Raw genomic sequence first — 17,924 nt, 5'->3', positions numbered from 1 at the left:
GAGGTGTCGCTATCAGTGAGGGTTTTTGGGCTCGTCCAGCCAGACCATGAAGATCACGAGGGCCACACAGAGCCCGAGGACGGCGGGTCCCCAGCTCACGGCCAGCGGACCTTGGCTTTCTCGGTTTGCAGGTACTCGCGGTTGATCGCGATGGACATCTGCTCCGAGGCGTTGCGCCGGATGAGGCGATAGGTGCCGTAGACGACCGGCTTGAAAGCGGTGGCGAGGAAGTCCTTGTCGAACCGATAGCAGTCATGAGCCTCGGTGAAGACCGCCACAGGGCGCGGATGGGTCGTCAGGTCCTGCTTCTGGGCGAGTTCCAGCAAAGCGGCCTCAACGATGCGCCTCTGACGGGGCTCCATCAGGTGGTTGAACAGGGCGCCGGCCAGGCCCGATGCCTTGGTCACAGCGAAGTTCTGAAGGTGCAGGTAGCCATCAGGCTTGGCACGGGGTTTACCTTGGGCGCGGCGCATCAGTCCTCCTCCTCGCCCAGCTCTTTCAGGGCCTCGCGGTATTCATCGCGGGCGTGATCAATGCCGGACCAGTTGTCTACGCCTGCGTTTTCCAGGCATTGCAGCCAGAGCAGGTCCTTTTCGTCTTGCGTCATCAGCGGTACTCCTTGTGAGGCACGTTGCCGCCCTTCCCGCAGACCCAGAAGGTCACGCAGGGGATCAGGTTGATGCAGACGCGCTTGTTGAAGGTCGAGTAGTGGGCGCCGAGCCAGAGGCTGCGCCAGTTGAACAGGAGGCCGCACTTCATACGGCCACCGGGGTGAACGCTGGGCGGATGCGATCCACCTCGCCGTACTCGGCTTCTGCCTGCTCCAGGGCCGTGTCGAGGTCTTCGGCCCACACGGGGACCTCCTCGGACTGGAAGTTGATTTCTACGGTCGCCTTGTAGAGGCGCAGTGCTTCCTTGCTCATAGGAACCTCTCGATTTGCTTGAACATGTCTTCCGGGCGGCCCCATTCGTTCACCACGAGGGCGTCGAAGGCGTGGGCCAGGAGGGCGATGTCGGATTCGTGGTAGGGCACGGTGTCCACTTCGGGGACGTGCCAGTTGCGGACGATGCGGATCAGGTAGGCCCCGGCCAGGGACATCCGCTCGTATTCGTTAGGCAGGCGCATATCGGTGACCACAACGACATCCACCGAGGGGTCGGATTGACCGTTTAGGACTTCGAGGCAGCCCTTTTCAAGCCAGTGGCCCGGCTTCTTCAGGTAGCCTCGGACGAAGCCTGTGCCGTACTGCTGGAGGTGCCAGCGAAGGGAGCGGGGCTTGTAGTAGTCCTTATCTGCGGGGTACGCGACCTGATTCAGCCATGCGCTGTATTCACTCTTCGGGATGTACGCCAGAGACAGCCAGGGCTCCTCGCGGTCTTTCCGGGCGCTGTGCATGTCCCGCTCAAGGGAGTGGGCAAGGCCCATGCTTCCCCGGCCGTTTGCCAGGACCTCGGCACAGGCGCGCTTCAAGGTGTCTGCAAAGGCCACGCGGTGGACCTTCAGGCCGTTGGCTTCGATGTGCTCGATGAGGGTGTCCTTGCCGGACTTCCCACGGATGCTGTTGAGGGCGAGGATCGGCTTAGACACGGACAACATCCTCCGGGCTGCGGAAGACGTACTCGGTGCCCCGGCGAGGATCGAGCTGGTAGCTGATCTCGACGGTCTTCGGGAGCACCCTGGTGACGGTGCCCACGGTCATGCGCTTGCAGCTACCGGCGAGGCAGAAGACCACGCTGTCAGTTGGCTCCAGGGGCTTGCCCAGGATGTCGAGATGGTCAACCACGGATCACCTCCTTGAAGCGGGCCCACAGGAGCGCCAACACAGGCCATTTGCCGGTGTAAGGACGCAGGCGGATACGGCCCAGGCGGCTCGCGGTCTGGCAGAGCCCTTTGGTCACGAGGAAGGTCTGGCCGGAGCGGCGGCATTGGAGGGCGAGGTTGAAGGGGGCCTTCTTGACGAAGCGGATTTCGCGGTCGCTGCGGATGGTGAAGGCGAGCTTGGGGACACCACGGCTGTGATGCAGGAAGAAGTCCATTCGATTCTCCTTTCGGACTGGTTGGCGGATGTGTGTCGCTACCAGTGAGGGTTTTTGCGGGAGAGAACCGACGGACTAAATTTTTGCGCGCTAACTAAACAGATAAATAAAAGGGCCGACCCTGTGAAGAGCCGACCCTTTGGTGGAGCTGCGGATAGTGACTAACGGGGCTTCAGGAGCTTCCGTTTCCAGTCGGAGTCGTAGAGGCACACCACTACGATCAACGTAACGATGCCGATCAAGATGAATCCTCCTGTGGTGACTTCCATGGCGCGCTCCTTCTGGTGAGACCCGAAGGTTACCATCAGGGCGCGCAGGGTTTGAAGTTACTCCTTGGTCAACGGGTCCGAGATGCCACGCCAGCGGCTGAAGCTCGGGTGCCGCAGGGAGCCGTCCTTGAAGCGCTCCATGAAGGAGACCTCAACGGCCCAGCCATCGAAGGGGTTGCGAAGAGCCTCCCGTTCACTCTGCTCCATGCTCAGGCAGCAGGAATGGACCTTGCCAGTGAATTGGTCCTTCTGGGCCTGGGTGAGGCCACAGGCGTTCACCACATGGCCGTCCTCCAGCAGCACCTCGAAGCCGATCACCTTGCCTTCGTTGCCGAGGCCAGGAGTGCCCCAGATGAGCCCCTGCACGATGCCGTCGATGGTGTCTTCGGGCTTCATCTTCCATTGGCCGACCTTCTTGCCACGCTTCCAGATGGCGAGCGGGTCCTTGAGTACCAGACCTTCCTGGCCCTCCTCCCGGCGAACCCCGTAGACCCGCTGGAGTTCTTCGTAGGTGAACACATCCACGGTCTCGACGACCTTCCAAGCTATCTGGGGGACGTGCTTCTGGAGCAACGCCGTCATGGCCTCGACGTGGTACTTCATGATCGCGTGGGTGACATCGTGGTCCTCCCCGGACTCAACGACATCCAGGGGCACCACGCCAAAGACGTGAACCTCGATGCTGCTCAGGTCCAGCGGGACCGACTTGCGGCGAAGATTGCCTGCGGTGACCTCAGCGGGCTGGCCTGGGGTGACGATCTCGGCTTGGAGCATGAAGCCGTTCGGGTAGATGCAGGTGTCGTCTTCGAGCAGCTTGCCCAGGTTGGCATCTACGAACTGAAGCTCCCAGGCGCGCTGGAGGGCCGGCAGGTACTTACCCGCGCGGCTTAGAAAATCTGCGTGGGCTGTGCCAAAGGCGCGCTCAACCACGAGGTTCAACTGCACGCCATCGACCTTGGTGTCAGCGATCAGGTAGGAGGCATCCAGGGCCTTCTTGATGGCCTTCTCGGAGTAGTCCACCGGGCCGGCGGGATTGGTCTTCAGGATCACTTCTTGTACGGCCATCAGTGGGTCTCCTTGACGTGGCGGGACTGGACGAGCATGGCGAGGGAGTTGTGGAGTGCGGTGGAAACAGCCTGGGTCTTCTGGTCAGCGAACAGGCGGCAGCGTTCTTCGACGGTCCCCGTGGCCCCTTTGAGGGCCTTCAGGGCGCGCCGGTCGATTAACTCGCGGGTGCGGTGCTGGACGCCCATGATGGTCAGGGTGGTGTCGAACTGGATGGTCACCTTGTCTCGACGGGACCACTCGACACGGATGCTGATCTGACCTTGTTCGGATTGGGTCTCGACGGTGCTGGTCATACGGAGAACTCCTCACGCTGGCCACGGCGGGTCTTGTGGAGCTTCCCTTTGCGCGCTTTAAGGGACTGGTGCTCCGCGAAGCTGCGGCGTTCGGTGGTCCTTCTGTGCATCTTTTCGAAGTTCATGGCGTGTCCTTACTGTTGAACGCAGATGAAGCGGGATTCTTTCTTGGTGCTCGACACCAACTGGGCAGCCTTACGGCCGGCAGCCTCACAGGCTTCCTCGGTCTTGAACCCGGGCACGTTGGTGGCGGTCATCGAGTCGCCATCAGCCCAGACACCGGCGTAGAGGAAGAGGATCAGGGTGAAAGTCATGAGTGCGGTTCCTTATGCAAATGCGAAGTCGGATTCGAGGATCAAGCGGATATCCAGCGTTCCCGCCTTGGGCAGGGCCGGCATCTTTTCCAGTTGGGTCTCGTGGAGCTGGTCCATGAATTCGTTGCGGAATTCGGCCAGGACATCGTTGTTTTCGTAGGTCTCGACCATGGTTTCCCTGACGGCCCTGAACATCTGTTCGGCGCGCGCTGGGATGGTCCCGAAGGAGTCATGGATGAGGGCGAAGAAGTCGATCCCGTAGCGGTTCGCAGCGGTCACGACGGTTTTCCTGAGGTGGCTTCCGTCCTGGGAGTGGACGAAGTTGGGGGACACGCCGGCTTCCTGTTTCCTGGCGTCCAGCTCTTTCGAGTCCCGGACGACCACGGTGGCCTCCATCCTGTGGGAGCCGAGGAACATCAGGTCGATGCGCCTCTTCACGGGCTTGAAGTATTCCTGCCAGACCGGGAAGCCATCGGGGGTCGTCCAGCTCACCGGGAGGCACGGCTTCAGGATCAGGTTCTTGTCCTTCTTGTCCTTCACCGGGGTGGCCATCAGCTTCGCGGAAGCCTGGAGCCAGTTCATGGCCTCTACGGAAGCCACCACGACCACGCTCACGGATTCCCAGATGTGCTTTGCGAGATACCGCGCGTACTGGCCTGGGTCGGTGAACATCGTGCCCTCGCCCTTGTCCACGGCTGGGCGGATGATGTCCTCCAATAGCTGGTCGCTGAATCCGTACTCCTTGGAGCCATACGGGAGGGTCATGACGGAGCGCTTGGTGACCTTTCGGGTCACGCCGTACTTCGTCCAGCCTTCCGCCATGGTCTTCGTGCCCAGGACGGTGATCTCAGTGATCTCGCCGGTCTTCTCGTTGGTCTTCAGGTCCTTGGTGTTCCCGGTGCCGCTCTTCAGGTCCTCCTGAAGGCGCAGGTTCACCTCGTCGGCCACCAGCTTGTAGATGTCCTGAACAGTTGGGCTCGGGACCAAGTTGACCGCCCTTCCGCCCCGCTCATCCCGGAGCATCGCGCTGAAGTGCTGGATACCCGAGCAGGACCCGTCGAAGGCTACAGGCAGTGCTGATACCCAGGCGTCCCCGTGTTGCTGGACACCGGCCCACTCGAAGCAGAACGCGAGGAAGCAGAACGGGGAGTCCTGTTGCATCCACCATGTGCAACCGAGGGGATCGGCGGCGACTTCGAGGATCCGGGCGGTGTTGTCTTCGACCCACTGGAGACGGTCCGCGAAGGAGACCTTATCGACCCCTGCGGTGTTGGCACCGTGGATCGCCAGCCACTTCCGGCCTTGGGCACCAATCGGCTCGCCCTTGGCGGCCTGGAGGAGGCCCTTGGTCATGTCGTTACCCTGCGGGTTGAACGCTGGGATCGCGTAGACCCGGCCCCGCCAGTCCATGTTGTACGGGAACCAGATGGCCTCGTACTCCGCGAACTTGTTTGCCTGCTCCACGATGAACTCGAAGCGGAGTCGCCTGGATGTCCTGGCGCGCTCCCTGCGGTAGACCTTGGAGGCTTCGCGCTTCCAGGCCTTGAGGACCTGCTCGTCCTCGTCCATCCCTTCATGCCGCTGGGGCAGCTCTTCCTTGTCCAGGGATGGGAAGTCCTCAATGGGTACGTTGCGCCACTCTGCGAGCGCGTTGACGACCTCAAGGACCTTGGTGTTCACGCTCCACGCGGTGCTCTGGGCGAGGTTCACGGCCTCGTAGACCACAGGCATATGCACGTCGCGGTAGCGCTCCAGGGCGCGCTTGCTGCGGACCCTGATGAAGTTCAGCGGCTTCCGGCCTCGGGCCCAGTAGCCACCACCTTTGACGCCCGTCCACTTCTTCGGGGGGACGACACAGGGCTGATACACAGGGGCGATGCCTGCAAGGCTGAAGGCCCGCTCACCGAGCTTCTGGACCCACTCGGGGTGCAGCTCTACGGTCTCTTGGTCCTTCTTGGCGTTGCCTGCGTTGTCCCTGCGGACCACGATCAGTTCGGTGGACTCGATCAGGATTTCCATGAGCTTGATGCCCACTTGGAAGCGCCTGTCGTTCTCCGGTTCGGCCTCGTCGCGCTCCCAGGAGACCCAATCGGTCTTCAGTTCGCCAGCCTCCAGCATTCGCTGCTCGACGGCCTTCAGGTACTCCTTCTTGTAGAGCTGGCCGTTGCGCTTATCCAAGGCAGGCTTCACGAAGCGCTTGTAGTGCTCGACCTCCTGTTCCCGGATGCGGCCGAAGCGCATTTCGTCTTCGATGGTCTGGCCAAGGCCAATGGCGACCCGCTGCACGGAGACCCCAGTGCCCGCCACGGCGAGAAGGCTGAGGATTCGTTTGATGGTCGCCACGGCGGCGACTTCAGGCTTCAGCTTGCGGAACTCTTCGATGGCCACATGCTTGCGGCGCACCTTGGTGTTCTGGTGTTCAAGCCATTCGTTGTATCGGTTGATGAACCTGGGGACCAGGGCGTCGAGGAGGGGTTTTGCGGGTTGGCTGTCGGCGAAGTCGCCAGACTCAATAGCGCGCTCAAGGTTCTTTACGAAGCGCGCCTCGCCCAGTTCATAGGCCTCGTGTTCGAGGGCAAGTTGTTGTACCGCGAGGTCTTCACCGAACAGCCTTGCGAGCGTGGTGAATGCTTCAGGCGATTCCCTTATGTCACTGAAATCGTGTTTTTCGGGCAGCAGTGATCGCATCAGAAATTAATCCTAATGTCCTAAATATCTGGAAGAGGAACTAAGAGAGGACTTGGGAGATTTCTCTCAGGAAACCCCTGGGTCCTTTAAGTGAGGGTTTTTGCGATTAGGCGCTGAGTTTTTCAGCAATCACGGCTTGGAGCGCGGAGATGTAGAGCTGTCGGGTCAGGTTGGCCACGAGCCAGTCTTTCGGGTACACACGCCATTTGCGGCGCTCTCGGGACACATGGTCCTTCAGCTTGCGACCGTCCTCGGCGTCCCACTTCTTGCCCAGCTCGACCTCAATGTGCAGAACCACGCGGCTCTCCAGTCGGTCCACGGCAGGGCGTGGGATGATCTCTTCGCCCAACTCACGGTAAAGGCGCGAATTGAAGCCGGCAGGATCGCAGAGTGCGACTCCAGGCTGGCCCTCGTAGGGACTTGGCTCTACAGCAGGAGTCGCGAGGGTGAAGGTCTTGGCTTGCAGCTCTTGGCGCAGCTCTGCGATTTCACCACGGAGGGACTTCAGTTCGTCCATGATCGCTACGGCAATCGGGTTGGAGGACTCTTCAGCGTTGTACTTGCCGGTCTTGCGGATCGACGGCAGGACCTCTTCGGTCACCCACTTGCGGAAGGGCTCAGACTGTGGGGAATGCCCACGGAGGAGCATCGTGTAAACCTGTGGTTCGGAGAACAGTGAGGTCACCTGAGGGTAAGCCCTTCCGCTGGGACTCGCCGGCAACCCTCCGATAATTTCGGAGGCTACGTTCCCAATACGGAGCACCTCTCCGAAATCCTTGAGAGAACTGGCAGACCAGGCCGCATCGCTCGGATTCTTCAGGCCAGCCGCTCGGGCCACCTGAGTAGCCACGAACAGTAGGTCATGCTCCGGGTGCCCCACGAGGACATCTAACTCGATGCCCATGAAGTTTCTCTTCTCAAATTTCATGCTGTCACCTCGATACGGCCCAAGATGTCGTTAAGCTTGTAAACGAAGGAAACATCCCCGTGGGTGATGAACAGCAGCCCCACAGCCCCATTGTCCACCCGGTAGGAAAGGCGCTGGTCCTCATTGCCCTGGATGAAGGTGGCTTTGATCTCGTTGCCCTGGAGCTGGCCTCCGATGATCTTGGGGACTTGGCAGTAGAATTTGATGGACTTGATGGAAGTTGCGTTGCTGGGCACTGTATGATCCCCTTACGTTTCATTACGTTGATTGATAGGAGGGCCCATGGCTCAGCACGAGACTGATGAACCCTCCGGCCTTGCCCGATTCGCTATCCCCGAGGGCGCGCCGGTTCCCCCGCTTAGTGCCGATCTGGTGTCGGACTTCGAGGCTGCCGCTAAGCGCCAGGATGAAGAACTCCAGGGCGGCGACGAGGAAGAGTAACCTCCTCACTTCAACTCGCTCCAGAAGACCAGCAGGTTCCGAGAGCCCTCGGCGACCGGCATTCCCTTGTGTAGCGTTCGGCTACCTTGGAACAGCATGGCGTGGCCCTGGGGCAACTGAGGGACCACGAATGGCTCTCCCAGCCCCTGCGGCTTGACCATCGTCCCGCCTCCCTTGTGGAAGTCGCTGAGTGCGACCACCAGCGTGATATCCGAATCCCGGTCGTGGTGCCAATTGCCGTGCGCGGTGTTGTCCGGGCGGTACTGGGCGAACTGGATGCTCGTCATGCGAGTCTGCTCCAACTGGTACAGCACGCGGGTCAGCGGGTTCACGACGTTGTTGAAGAGCCCGTGAAGGCAGCTATGCAGGGTCGGGCAGTTGTCGCCCAAAGTGATCTCGGGGATTTGCACCTCGGCGTCCTCGTCCGGGTTCACCTCGAAGGACATTGCGGCAATCTCCGTGAGGAGCTTTTCGCAGTAGTCGGGGTGCAGGAAGGGAATCGAGTAGACGCCGGAGACCTGACGGTGCATTAGGCCCTGGCGTGGCCCGCGAACCGAGTATTCGGAGACCACAGCGTCAAGGCTGGCCATCCATGCATCGGGGCCGTCCACAAGATCACCCAGGTGAGTCCGTTGCGGGCCTCGGCGGCCTCGCCCATCTCCTTGATCGTCGGAATGTGTTCCTTAAGCGCAGGGTGGTACTTGTCCACGGACGGAATAGCTACGCCCGCATGAGTCAATACATGCATTCAGGTTCCTCGCGAATTTAAGAGTTTGTTGAAGAGTTCCAGGGCCTCGTTGACGACCTTGAGTTCGGCTTGCGCCGTCTCGATTGTCTGTTCAAGGGCGCGGCGGGTTTCCTCAAGCTCTTTCGCGAAGTCCGCATTGGATTTGGGTATTGCGTTAAGTTGCTCTGCTACTGAGTTCGGCAACTTAGGGGGACGCCCAGGGCGAGCCTGGACGAGGTGCTTATGCTTCCGTCGAAAGTTCTCGACGTTCTTGGACTTCAGACCAACTTGGTCGATCTGTTGCGTAGTCCAGCCCGCATAAAATAGGCGTGTGGCCAACTTCGATTCCGCCGAGGCCTGAGGGCCCCAGGCTTTCCCACTTTGAACCAAGCGCTTGAAGTCCTCCGAATAGGGGACAGCAGCATCTACCGGGATACTCTCCATTTCCTTCAGGAGTTCACCGATATCCAGCTCTGGATCAAAGGGCAAAGTGGCCACGAAACATGCTCCTATCTGCATGGGATTCATCGTTCTGATGGCCACAAGTAAGCCCAAGTGAAGGGCTCACTCGGGCGCGTCAGGTGCTTCTTGCGGGGACGTGAGGGCTACGCCTCCTGAGTTGGTGGTTCATTGCGTTGCGTTCCGTTGATTTACATTGCGTTGCATTGGGTGAAACCAGCGGAGCCCTCAGTTAGCCTAAGGGCTCGACTTGTTTCACATTCCGTGAATCATACGTGAAGATCATCAGTGGCTGTAGAAGACATGGCCGTCCGTGAATGTGAAGTCTTGCTCAAGATCACGCCCGGCCCGTTCCCAGTCGATCCAACTGTAAAAAGCCTCGTCGCCTTTCCAGCCGTAGATTTCTTGGCACCACTCCTCCACGAAGACCTCGAAAGAGTCGTACTCTCCCCGGTAAGCGTCCTCGAAGTTCTGTTCGGTCGCATCCGCACCAAAGTAGGACTTGAACGCCACCCATGCGCCACCGTGCTCGGAGACCAAGCGGACGTGCTCAAGGACTTCTTCAAGGTCCGGGTATTCGCCGAATTCCGATAGACCCTCACCGTCCCAATCATGGGCGGCCCACTCTTCGGCGCTTGGGTGGTTCCCGTAACCGTCGCAATGGCTGCACGAGTAGAAGCCCGTGAAGTTGCCACCCTGAGCGACTCCATAGCCTCGGCGCCCAGTCTCGCAATGCGGGCACTCTACGGTCACGTTAGGATGCGGGCTGGTCATCAGGACCTTCTCTGCGATTGCTTCCTGAAGGTCCACGGCGTCCTCGAAGTCCTCAAGGTCGAACCATTCGCCGTGCAGGACCCCGTTGTTGTAGCTGGCAAGACAGGCCACGTACATTCTCATCACGTTATAACCTCACATTTACATTGCGTTTCTTTGCGTTGCATTGGTGTTACGGTGAAACCAGCGGAGACCCCGCAGAGCGGCGCAGGGTCTCGACTTGTGTCACTTACTGAAGGTTTGCGTACGTCTTCTGTTCAGCTCTTCCACAGCCTGCTCGACGGCGGCCTGTGTGTCCCCTGTGGTCAGCACCTGGGTTCTCCTCCTGGGCGTTCCACTCTCAACCATGTAGTCCTGTTCACCCTTGACCACGTTCTTGTCGTAGTCCCCGAAGTGAATGAACCATACGCCTTCCTCAAGGATGCATAGCGAGTGATAGACGCGGCTCATTGCTCGGCCCTCCTCAGCTTCCAGTCCGTGCAACCCGTGAAGACGTCCTTGGCTTCCCGCATCCGAGCAGCCGCCTGGAGCCGATTGAACCCCCGGAGAGGTGCAACATAGGCGATGCCATTCGCATTGCGGCATTCAAACGTGTATGCCTTCATTGCGCAGCCCTCCTCAGCTCACCCATTGCCGGCCAGACGGTTTCCCCGAGGTCCGTCCTTCTGTCCCATACCGCGAACTTGGCGCGCTGATTGAACGACTGCCCGAGCTGAATCTGGCGCTCATTGGTCAAACTCAGGGCGTACTGACGCCTCCTGGCCGCTTGCAGGTGCTTTGCGAGTTGCATGTGATGCTCCTTTACGTTGCGTTGCTTTACGTTGCATTGGTGTTGCTGTGAATCCAGCGGAGCGCCCTACCCTGAAGGCGCTCGACTTGAATCACTCAATACCCAGCCCAGGCCCGAAGCTCCCTGAAGTTCTCGAAGTAGCGGATGCCCATCGTGCTCGACGCATCACGAGCTACGATCCTGTAGAGCCCATTTGTCCCATTCAGGGCATGTGAGCTGATAAACCAGTCGTGTTCCCGTGCCCAGCGGACCTCGCGCCAGGTTATGTCTGGCTGCCTCCTCATGACGCATCTCCCTTCCGAATCGCCTGAAGTAAGGCGCTCCACTCCCGTGCGTCCCTCATAGCTTCACGACTGATACGCTTGTATTCCTTGCGGTCCTTTTTAGGCTCCTGCCAACTCGCCCGACTGCACTCACGAGCTACCCTCAGACTCAAGGCGAGCTTCTGGTGAATACGCTTGGTCATTGCATTACCTTCCCATTGCGTTGCATTACATTGGGTTGCGCCCTAAGCCCCTACTCATGACCTCTGCTCAGGCCTCAAGGCGCAACACCTAATGAATCATCGCTGTAGGTGTGCATTACGTTGTCACTATCCGAATTGTTAAAGAGCGTTCCGGGTTACCCCGAGGCATCGCTGCCTGACTTGCTGCTCATCTTACCGAAATCCCTAAGTCTTTCAAGATATTCCCTAAGTTAACCCTAAGTGCCTGCCGGTCTTACCTTCGGTTCGTCGGCCTGCCTGTATGTCAGTCCCTAATGTGCCCGCTTTGCGAGGCGTAGAGACCAAGGCCCAGTGCAGACCCTGTTAACTCAAGGCTTTAAGCCTTAGTGATTCCTGAAGTGTTAAAGAGCGCTTCCAGCTTCTGGGAGGTTGGTCCCTGTCCGTCTGGAGTGGCGCCATAATATCGAACTTAGGGTTTAAGTCAACACCCTAAATCGAATATTCCTGAGATAACCCTAAATACCCTAAGTCGCCTTAGGTGGCTGCTACTGGTCGGACCTTAGGTAGAGGGCTGCGGATGCCCTTAGGTGGCCAATGGGAAGCAGTGAGAGGGCTTAGGGAGCGCCTACAGATAGGGACAGCCATAGGCGCACTGGGCCACCTTGGCCCTCCCTAAGCCCTCCCTAAGCCCGCCTTGAGCCACCCGAGGCCCATAGTCCCCATGGGTCTACCCAGTGTTAGAACCGTAAGAAGCCCTTAGGAATCAATGGGTTAGGCGTTGATCCCTGGGGTCCTTATCGCGCGCAGGGGCGCATGGGGTCCTTATGGGTGCCTGGGATGCCATGGGGTACGGGGGGAGTCCCGAGGGCGCTCCTAATGAGATGGGCTCTCAGATTTTTCTCCCAGATTCTTAAAGGCCCCTGAGGAGCCCTACATGGCGACCACAGGACCAATGAGGGCAGGACCACCTTAGGTGAACTGGAAGTGTCTCTGAGGGCTGAGAGTTGCCTCCCTGGGCATTCAGGAGTGGAGTGTCAACGAACTCCTGAATGCGGGGCGCGAAGTGTTAGAACACTGTTAGAAGAGTGTTAGAAGCTGGAGATGCGGAGTGCTGGGAGGCCCTTGTATACTGGGCGTGCGCCAACCCTGAGTAGACCAAGGTGATCTCTCCACTATCTGTTGGAATAGCTGGGCGGAGCGGTTCCGCCGCGTTCTGGCATGGTGCCGGAAAAATGAGTCACAATGCAGGCCGGCTTCAGGCCAGCAAAACGGACCTATGATAGCCAAGAATCGTTCCCGACTTAAGGCCTTTGGCGCATGAAACGAACCGCTTTTTTCATCTCCGACGGTACCGGCATTACCGCTGAAACCCTCGGACAGAGCCTGCTGGCGCAGTTCGAAACCATCACGTTCGCAAAGCTCACGCGGCCCTACATCGACAGCGTGGAAAAAGCGCGCGCCATGGTACAGCAAATCAACAAGGCTGCCGAGGCAGACGGGGCGCGACCGATTATCTTCGACACCATCGTGAACAAGGAGATCCGGGAAATTCTCGCGACCTCCAACGGCTTCATGATCGACATCTTCTCGACCTTCCTCGCGCCGCTGGAACAGGAGCTCACCTCCCATTCCTCGTACTCCGTGGGCAAGTCCCACTCCATCGCCCACAACTCCAACTACATGGAGCGCATCGAGGCGGTGAACTTCGCGCTGGACAACGACGACGGCGCCCGCACCCACTACTACGACAAGGCCGACCTGATCCTGGTCGGCGTGTCGCGCTGCGGCAAAACGCCCACCTGCCTGTACATGGCGATGCAGTACGGCATCCGCGCGGCCAACTACCCGCTGACCGAAGAGGACATGGAGCGCCTGCAGCTTCCCAATGCCCTGCGCCCCTACAAGCACAAGCTGTTCGGCCTGACCATCGACCCCGACCGCCTCACCGCCATCCGCAACGAACGCAAGCCCAACAGCCGCTACGCGAGCTTCGCCCAGTGCGAGTTTGAGGTGCGGGAGGTGGAAAACCTGTTCCGCCGGGAAAACATCGCCTACATCAACTCCACCCATTTCTCGGTGGAGGAGATTTCCGCCAAGATCCTGGTGGAAAAAGGCGTTGAGCGCCGCCTCAAGTAATCGGTCACGAGCCCGTCATGACCCTCAACGATGCCCTGCTGTTCGCCCCGATCGCGCTGCTGATCGCGATCACGCCGGGCCCCAACAACTTCTGCGCGATGAACAACGGCATCCGCCACGGCATGGCGACCGCCGTACTGGCCACCACGGGGCGAGTGATTGCGTTCGCCTTCTTCCTGCTCATTTCGGCGGTCGGCCTCGGCGCCATGCTGATGGCCTCCGAACAGCTGTTCAGCGCGGTCAAATGGGTCGGCGCCGCCTACCTGCTCTACCTGGGCGTCAGCGCCTGGCGTAGCCGCGCCTTCGCCCTGGACGAACAGCAAAGCCCGACGCAATCAAGACGCACCTTGTGGCTGGCGATGCGCCAAGAGTTTCTCATCGGCATCAGCAATCCCAAGGCCATCCTGCTGTTCGCAGCGATCTTCCCGCAATTCATCCGCCCCGATCAGCCGGCCGCCGAACAGTTTCTCTACCTGGGCACGACCTATCTGCTGGCCGAATATGCGGCTTCGTTGCTCTATGCACTGTTCGGCCTGCAGATTCGCCGCCTGATTCGCAGCGCCCGCGGCGTGCGCAACCTCAACCGAACCACCGGCGCCTTCTTTGTCGGCGCCGGCGGCCTGTTGCTGGGTACCAGCCAGCACTGAGCGACTCAGAAACTGTCGCCCGGCACCCGTACCCATCCTTCCATCAATATCCGCGCGCTGCGGCTCATGATCGCCTTGGTCACCTGCCACTGGCCGTCCACCTGCCGGGCTTCGGCGCCCACGCGCAGGGTGCCCGAAGGGTGTCCGAAACGTACCGCCGTGCGCTCGCCACCACCGGCCGCCAGGTTCACCAGGGTGCCGGGGATGGCCGCCGCAGCGCCGATGGCGACCGCCGCCGTGCCCATCATCGCGTGGTGCAGCTTGCCCATGGACAGCGCCCGCACCAGCAGGTCGATCTCGTCGGCCTTCACCGTCTTGCCGCTGGAAGCCTGGTAGTCCCTAGGCGGCGCGACGAACGCCACCTTCGGCGTGTGCTGGCGGGTCAGCGCCTCTTCGGGGGACTTGATCAGCCCCATGCGCAGCGCACCGGCGACGCGGATCTTCTCGAAGCGCGCCAGCGCCTCGGGGTCGCCATTGATGGCCTCGCGCAGCTCGGTGCCGGTGTAGCCGATGTCCTCGGCGTTGACGAACACCGTGGGAATGCCGGCGGTGATCAGGGTCGCCTTCAAGGTGCCAACGCCCGGCACGTCCAGCTCATCCACCAGGTTGCCGGTGGGGAACATCGAACCGCCCTCCTCCCCGTCATCCGACGGATCGAGGAATTCCAGCACGATCTCCGCCGCCGGGAAGGTCACCCCATCCAGCTCGAAGTCGCCGGTTTCCTGCACCTGGCCGTTGGTGACCGGTACGTGGGCGATGATGGTTTTCTGGATATTGGCCTGCCAGATGCGCACCACGCAGGTGCCGTTGTCCGGAATGCGCGATGGGTCGACCAGCCCGGCATGAATGGCGAAGGCGCCCGCAGCGGTAGACAAATTGCCGCAGTTGCCGCTCCAGTCGACGAAGGCCTTGTCGATGGAGACCTGCCCGTAGAGGTAGTCGACATCGTGCCCGGGCTGGCTGCTTTTCGACAGGATCACGCATTTGCTGGTGCTGGACGTGGCGCCGCCCATGCCGTCGATGTGCGCGGCGTAGGGATCGGGGCTGCCGATCACCCGCATGAACAGCCGGTCACGGGCCTCGCCCGGCACCTGGCAGGCCTCGGGCAGGTCCTGCAGGCGGAAGAACACGCCCTTGCTGGTGCCGCCACGGATGTAGGTGGCGGGGATTTTCACTTGCGGCAGATGAGCCATGAGTGCAGTCCTGAGAAATGGCCCGGATGTCAGCCGGGCTGAGCCTTCAATGAGCCGCAGGGTGGAGGGAAAAAGGGCCCTCCACCCTGCGCAGTCAGGCGACCTCGCCCTTGAGGAAGTCCCTGGCAAAGCGCTGCAGCACGCCACCGGCCTTGTACACGCTGACGTCGGCGGCGGTGTCCAGGCGGCAGGTCACCGGCACCCGCACCACCTCGCCGTTGCGGCGATTGACCACCAGGGTCAGGTCGCAGCGCGGCGAAATGTCGCCTTCGACGTCGTAGGTCTCGGTGCCGTCCAGGCCCAGGGTCAGGCGCGTGGTGCCCGGCTTGAACTCCACCGGCAGCACGCCCATGCCCACCAGGTTGGTGCGGTGGATGCGCTCGAAGCCCTCGGCCACGATCACTTCCACACCCGCCAGGCGCACGCCCTTGGCCGCCCAGTCGCGGGACGAGCCCTGGCCGTAGTCGGCACCGGCGACGATGATCAGGTTCTGCTTGCGGTTCATGTAGGTCTCGATGGCTTCCCACATGCGCATCACCTGGCCTTCCGGCTCCACGCGGGCCAGCGAGCCCTTCTTCACCTGCCCGTCGACCACGGCCATCTCGTTGACCAGCTGCGGGTTGGCGAAGGTGGCGCGCTGGGCCGTCAGATGGTCGCCACGGTGGGTGGCGTAGGAGTTGAAGTCCTCCTCCGGCAGGCCCATTTTCGCCAGGTACTCGCCGGCGGCCGAGTCCGCCAGGATGGCGTTGGACGGCGACAGGTGGTCGGTGGTGATGTTGTCCGGCAGGATCGCCAGCGGCCGCATGCCCTTGAGCGTGCGCTCGCCGGCCAACGCGCCCTCCCAGTACGGGGGACGACGGATGTAGGTGGACATCGGACGCCAGTCGTACAGCGGGCTTTGCGCCTCCTGCACGCTGCCCAGGTCGAACATCGGGATGTAGATCTGCTTGAACTGCTCGGGCTTCACCGAGGCGGCGACGATGGCGTCGATCTCCTCGTCGCTCGGCCACAGGTCCTTCAGCGTGACCGGGTTGCCCTGGGCATCGGTGCCCAGCGGGTCCTGCTCGATGTCGAAACGCACGGTGCCGGCGATGGCATAGGCTACCACCAGCGGCGGCGAGGCGAGGAAGGCCTGCTTGGCGTAGGGGTGGATGCGCCCGTCGAAGTTGCGGTTGCCCGAGAGCACGGCGGTGGCGTACAGGTCACGGTCGATGATCTCCTTCTGGATCACCGAGTCCAATGCGCCGGACATGCCGTTACAGGTGGTGCAGGCGTAGGCGACGATGCCGAAGCCGAGCTTCTCCAGCTCCGGCAGCAGCCCGGCTTCCTCCAGGTACAGCTTGGCGACCTTGGAGCCCGGTGCGAAGGAGGTCTTCACCCAGGGCTTGCGCACCAGGCCGAGGGCATTGGCCTTCTTCGCCACCAGGCCGGCGGCGATCACGTTGCGCGGGTTGGAGGTGTTGGTGCAGCTGGTGATGGCAGCGATGATCACCGCGCCATCGGGCATCAGGCCCTTCGCCTCTTCGTCACGACCGGCCTGCAGCTTGGCCTCGTCGGCGATGCCGCGCTCGGCCAGCGCAGAGGTGGGCAGGCGACGGTGCGGGTTGGACGGGCCGGCCATGTTGCGCACCACGCTGCCCAGGTCGAAGCTCAGCACGCGCTCGTACTCGGCGGTCTTCAGTGCACTGCCCCACAGCCCCAGGGTCTTGGCGTAGTGCTCCACCAGCGCCACCTGCTCGGGCTCGCGGCCGGTGAGCTTGAGGTAGTCGATGGTCTGCTCGTCGATATAGAACATCGCGGCGGTGGCGCCGTATTCCGGGCACATGTTGGAAATGGTCGCGCGGTCGCCGATGGACAGGCTGTCCGCCCCCTCGCCGAAGAATTCGACGTAGGCACCCACCACACGCTCCTTGCGCAGGAACTCGGTCAAGGCCAGGACGATGTCGGTGGCGGTGATGCCGGGCTGACGCTTGCCGGTCAGCTCGACACCGACAATGTCGGGCAGGCGCATCATCGACGGGTGGCCGAGCATCACGGTCTCGGCTTCCAGGCCGCCGACGCCGATGGCGATCACGCCCAGGGCGTCTACGTGCGGCGTGTGCGAGTCGGTGCCGACACAGGTGTCGGGGAAGGCGATGCCGCCTCGCGCCTGGATCACCGGGCTCATCTTCTCCAGGTTGATCTGGTGCATGATCCCGTTCCCGGCAGGGATCACGTCGACGTTCTTGAACGCGGTCTTGGTCCACTCGATGAAGTGGAAGCGGTCCTCGTTGCGACGGTCCTCGATGGCGCGATTCTTCTCGAAGGCGTCCGGGTCGAAGCCCGGGGCCTCGACGGCCAGGGAGTGGTCGACGATCAACTGGGTCGGCACCACCGGGTTGACCTTGGACGGGTCCCCGCCCTGCTCGGCGATGGCATCACGCAGGCCGGCCAGGTCCACCAGCGCGGTCTGCCCGAGGATGTCGTGGCAGACCACCCGCGCCGGGTACCAGGGGAAGTCCAGGTCGCGCTTACGATGGACCAGCTGCTCCAGCGATGCGGTCAGGTCGGCGGGCTCGCAGCGGCGCACCAGCTGCTCGGCCAGCACGCGGGAGGTGTAGGGGAGCTTGTCCCAGGCGCCGGCCTGGATCGCCTCGACCGCCTCGCGGGCGTCGAAGTAATCCAGCGCGGTGCCGGGCAAGCGCTTGCGGTATTGGCTGTTCACGGTCGTGGTCA

24 protein-coding genes are annotated in these 17,924 nt (G+C 61.4%); 3 read left to right on the top strand and 21 right to left on the bottom strand.

The features are described 5' to 3' along the window. Nucleotides 1-95 precede the first annotated feature (95 nt). From RTK35_RS22330 to RTK35_RS22265, 14 genes are all read right to left on the bottom strand, one after another. Entirely contained in the window at nt 96-473 is a 378-nt protein-coding gene (locus RTK35_RS22330) for a hypothetical protein (protein WP_316909021.1), read from the bottom strand. Next, on the bottom strand, nt 473-607 hold the full coding sequence (locus RTK35_RS22325) for a hypothetical protein (RefSeq protein WP_316909020.1): 135 nt from the start codon (nt 605-607) through the stop codon (nt 473-475). Before RTK35_RS22325 ends, RTK35_RS22330 begins: the two co-directional genes overlap by 1 nt. Next, nucleotides 607-759 carry a hypothetical protein gene (locus RTK35_RS22320; RefSeq protein ID WP_165668079.1) on the bottom strand — a complete coding sequence of 51 codons (153 nt, stop codon included), beginning with the start codon at nt 757-759 and terminating at the stop codon, nt 607-609. Before RTK35_RS22320 ends, RTK35_RS22325 begins: the two co-directional genes overlap by 1 nt. Then, on the bottom strand, nt 756-923 hold the full coding sequence (locus RTK35_RS22315) for a host cell RNA polymerase inhibitor (protein WP_316909018.1): 168 nt from the start codon (nt 921-923) through the stop codon (nt 756-758). The genes RTK35_RS22320 and RTK35_RS22315 overlap by 4 nt, the downstream gene beginning before the upstream one ends. After that, complete coding sequence (locus RTK35_RS22310) at nt 920-1,588, bottom strand: hypothetical protein (protein ID WP_316909017.1); 669 nt, start codon at nt 1,586-1,588, stop codon at nt 920-922. The genes RTK35_RS22315 and RTK35_RS22310 overlap by 4 nt, the downstream gene beginning before the upstream one ends. Beyond that, nucleotides 1,581-1,784 (bottom strand): hypothetical protein, encoded by a 204-nt coding sequence (locus tag RTK35_RS22305; protein WP_316909016.1) that lies wholly within the window; start codon nt 1,782-1,784, stop codon nt 1,581-1,583. The genes RTK35_RS22310 and RTK35_RS22305 overlap by 8 nt, the downstream gene beginning before the upstream one ends. Further along, nucleotides 1,777-2,037: a hypothetical protein gene (locus RTK35_RS22300; protein ID WP_165668075.1), complete on the bottom strand. Its 261-nt coding sequence runs from the start codon at nt 2,035-2,037 to the stop codon at nt 1,777-1,779. Before RTK35_RS22300 ends, RTK35_RS22305 begins: the two co-directional genes overlap by 8 nt. Before the next feature lie 326 nt (nt 2,038-2,363). Then, on the bottom strand, nt 2,364-3,371 hold the full coding sequence (locus tag RTK35_RS22295; RefSeq protein ID WP_316909015.1) for a hypothetical protein: 1,008 nt from the start codon (nt 3,369-3,371) through the stop codon (nt 2,364-2,366). Continuing rightward, the gene (locus tag RTK35_RS22290) at nt 3,371-3,667 is read right to left on the bottom strand and encodes a hypothetical protein (protein WP_316909014.1); all 297 of its coding nucleotides are present in this window, start codon (nt 3,665-3,667) and stop codon (nt 3,371-3,373) included. Before RTK35_RS22290 ends, RTK35_RS22295 begins: the two co-directional genes overlap by 1 nt. Then, complete coding sequence (locus tag RTK35_RS22285; RefSeq protein ID WP_316909013.1) at nt 3,664-3,792, bottom strand: hypothetical protein; 129 nt, start codon at nt 3,790-3,792, stop codon at nt 3,664-3,666. Before RTK35_RS22285 ends, RTK35_RS22290 begins: the two co-directional genes overlap by 4 nt. A 9-nt stretch (nt 3,793-3,801) precedes the next feature. Continuing rightward, nucleotides 3,802-3,981, bottom strand: a complete 180-nt coding sequence (locus RTK35_RS22280; RefSeq protein ID WP_316909012.1) for a hypothetical protein — start codon at nt 3,979-3,981, stop codon at nt 3,802-3,804. Nucleotides 3,982-3,993: 12 nt separating this feature from the next. After that, on the bottom strand, nt 3,994-6,669 hold the full coding sequence (locus RTK35_RS22275; protein ID WP_316909011.1) for a DNA-directed RNA polymerase: 2,676 nt from the start codon (nt 6,667-6,669) through the stop codon (nt 3,994-3,996). A 106-nt stretch (nt 6,670-6,775) separates the two neighbouring features. After that, nucleotides 6,776-7,597, bottom strand: a complete 822-nt coding sequence (locus RTK35_RS22270; protein WP_316909010.1) for a Bro-N domain-containing protein — start codon at nt 7,595-7,597, stop codon at nt 6,776-6,778. After that, nucleotides 7,594-7,833: a hypothetical protein gene (locus RTK35_RS22265; RefSeq protein WP_316909009.1), complete on the bottom strand. Its 240-nt coding sequence runs from the start codon at nt 7,831-7,833 to the stop codon at nt 7,594-7,596. Before RTK35_RS22265 ends, RTK35_RS22270 begins: the two co-directional genes overlap by 4 nt. A gap of 46 nt (nt 7,834-7,879) precedes the next feature. Between RTK35_RS22265 and RTK35_RS22260 the strand changes: the two genes are divergently transcribed. Next, complete coding sequence (locus tag RTK35_RS22260) at nt 7,880-8,038, top strand: hypothetical protein (RefSeq protein WP_165672901.1); 159 nt, start codon at nt 7,880-7,882, stop codon at nt 8,036-8,038. 5 nt (nt 8,039-8,043) lie between these two features. Here the strand turns inward: RTK35_RS22260 and RTK35_RS22255 are convergent, their stop codons facing one another. The 5 genes from RTK35_RS22255 to RTK35_RS22235 form a co-directional block, all read right to left on the bottom strand. After that, nucleotides 8,044-8,628: a hypothetical protein gene (locus RTK35_RS22255; protein WP_316909008.1), complete on the bottom strand. Its 585-nt coding sequence runs from the start codon at nt 8,626-8,628 to the stop codon at nt 8,044-8,046. A 158-nt stretch (nt 8,629-8,786) separates the two neighbouring features. Beyond that, on the bottom strand, nt 8,787-9,263 hold the full coding sequence (locus tag RTK35_RS22250; protein ID WP_316909007.1) for a hypothetical protein: 477 nt from the start codon (nt 9,261-9,263) through the stop codon (nt 8,787-8,789). A gap of 246 nt (nt 9,264-9,509) precedes the next feature. After that, entirely contained in the window at nt 9,510-10,121 is a 612-nt protein-coding gene (locus RTK35_RS22245; RefSeq protein WP_316909006.1) for an antirestriction protein ArdA, read from the bottom strand. Between the two features lie 102 nt (nt 10,122-10,223). Then, on the bottom strand, nt 10,224-10,448 hold the full coding sequence (locus tag RTK35_RS22240) for a hypothetical protein (protein WP_316909005.1): 225 nt from the start codon (nt 10,446-10,448) through the stop codon (nt 10,224-10,226). Between the two features lie 151 nt (nt 10,449-10,599). Next, on the bottom strand, nt 10,600-10,788 hold the full coding sequence (locus RTK35_RS22235) for a hypothetical protein (RefSeq protein WP_316909004.1): 189 nt from the start codon (nt 10,786-10,788) through the stop codon (nt 10,600-10,602). 1,762 nt (nt 10,789-12,550) lie between these two features. Here RTK35_RS22235 and RTK35_RS22230 point away from each other — a divergent pair. After that, nucleotides 12,551-13,369, top strand: a complete 819-nt coding sequence (locus tag RTK35_RS22230; RefSeq protein ID WP_044401624.1) for a pyruvate, water dikinase regulatory protein — start codon at nt 12,551-12,553, stop codon at nt 13,367-13,369. Nucleotides 13,370-13,386: 17 nt separating this feature from the next. Continuing rightward, nucleotides 13,387-14,016: a LysE family translocator gene (locus RTK35_RS22225; protein WP_044401621.1), complete on the top strand. Its 630-nt coding sequence runs from the start codon at nt 13,387-13,389 to the stop codon at nt 14,014-14,016. A 5-nt stretch (nt 14,017-14,021) separates the two neighbouring features. On the opposite strand, the gene prpF is transcribed toward RTK35_RS22225, so the two are convergent. Beyond that, nucleotides 14,022-15,209 (bottom strand): 2-methylaconitate cis-trans isomerase PrpF, encoded by a 1,188-nt coding sequence (gene prpF / locus RTK35_RS22220; RefSeq protein WP_316909003.1) that lies wholly within the window; start codon nt 15,207-15,209, stop codon nt 14,022-14,024. Between the two features lie 94 nt (nt 15,210-15,303). Further along, nucleotides 15,304-17,913, bottom strand: coding sequence for a Fe/S-dependent 2-methylisocitrate dehydratase AcnD (gene acnD, locus RTK35_RS22215; protein WP_316909088.1), 2,610 nt, complete (start codon nt 17,911-17,913; stop codon nt 15,304-15,306). Between the last annotated feature and the right edge of the window lie 11 nt (nt 17,914-17,924).

Origin of the sequence: Pseudomonas sp. zfem003, from assembly GCF_032621675.1 — a bacterium.
GTDB lineage: Bacteria > Pseudomonadota > Gammaproteobacteria > Pseudomonadales > Pseudomonadaceae > Metapseudomonas > Metapseudomonas otitidis.
This window is presented reverse-complemented; position numbering and strand designations above follow the sequence as displayed.

Coding starts and splice junctions, on each gene's coding strand:
- RTK35_RS22330 (WP_316909021.1), bottom strand. CDS start 473: ATGCGCCGCGCCCAAGGTAAACCCCGTGCCAAGCCTGATGGCTACCTG.
- RTK35_RS22325 (WP_316909020.1), bottom strand. CDS start 607: ATGACGCAAGACGAAAAGGACCTGCTCTGGCTGCAATGCCTGGAAAAC.
- RTK35_RS22320 (WP_165668079.1), bottom strand. CDS start 759: ATGAAGTGCGGCCTCCTGTTCAACTGGCGCAGCCTCTGGCTCGGCGCC.
- RTK35_RS22315 (WP_316909018.1), bottom strand. CDS start 923: ATGAGCAAGGAAGCACTGCGCCTCTACAAGGCGACCGTAGAAATCAAC.
- RTK35_RS22300 (WP_165668075.1), bottom strand. CDS start 2,037: ATGGACTTCTTCCTGCATCACAGCCGTGGTGTCCCCAAGCTCGCCTTC.
- RTK35_RS22295 (WP_316909015.1), bottom strand. CDS start 3,371: ATGGCCGTACAAGAAGTGATCCTGAAGACCAATCCCGCCGGCCCGGTG.
- RTK35_RS22290 (WP_316909014.1), bottom strand. CDS start 3,667: ATGACCAGCACCGTCGAGACCCAATCCGAACAAGGTCAGATCAGCATC.
- RTK35_RS22285 (WP_316909013.1), bottom strand. CDS start 3,792: ATGAACTTCGAAAAGATGCACAGAAGGACCACCGAACGCCGCAGCTTC.
- RTK35_RS22280 (WP_316909012.1), bottom strand. CDS start 3,981: ATGACTTTCACCCTGATCCTCTTCCTCTACGCCGGTGTCTGGGCTGAT.
- RTK35_RS22275 (WP_316909011.1), bottom strand. CDS start 6,669: ATGCGATCACTGCTGCCCGAAAAACACGATTTCAGTGACATAAGGGAA.
- RTK35_RS22270 (WP_316909010.1), bottom strand. CDS start 7,597: ATGAAATTTGAGAAGAGAAACTTCATGGGCATCGAGTTAGATGTCCTC.
- RTK35_RS22260 (WP_165672901.1), top strand. CDS start 7,880: ATGGCTCAGCACGAGACTGATGAACCCTCCGGCCTTGCCCGATTCGCT.
- RTK35_RS22255 (WP_316909008.1), bottom strand. CDS start 8,628: ATGGCCAGCCTTGACGCTGTGGTCTCCGAATACTCGGTTCGCGGGCCA.
- RTK35_RS22245 (WP_316909006.1), bottom strand. CDS start 10,121: ATGAGAATGTACGTGGCCTGTCTTGCCAGCTACAACAACGGGGTCCTG.
- RTK35_RS22240 (WP_316909005.1), bottom strand. CDS start 10,448: ATGAGCCGCGTCTATCACTCGCTATGCATCCTTGAGGAAGGCGTATGG.
- RTK35_RS22235 (WP_316909004.1), bottom strand. CDS start 10,788: ATGCAACTCGCAAAGCACCTGCAAGCGGCCAGGAGGCGTCAGTACGCC.
- RTK35_RS22230 (WP_044401624.1), top strand. CDS start 12,551: ATGAAACGAACCGCTTTTTTCATCTCCGACGGTACCGGCATTACCGCT.
- RTK35_RS22225 (WP_044401621.1), top strand. CDS start 13,387: ATGACCCTCAACGATGCCCTGCTGTTCGCCCCGATCGCGCTGCTGATC.
- prpF (WP_316909003.1), bottom strand. CDS start 15,209: ATGGCTCATCTGCCGCAAGTGAAAATCCCCGCCACCTACATCCGTGGC.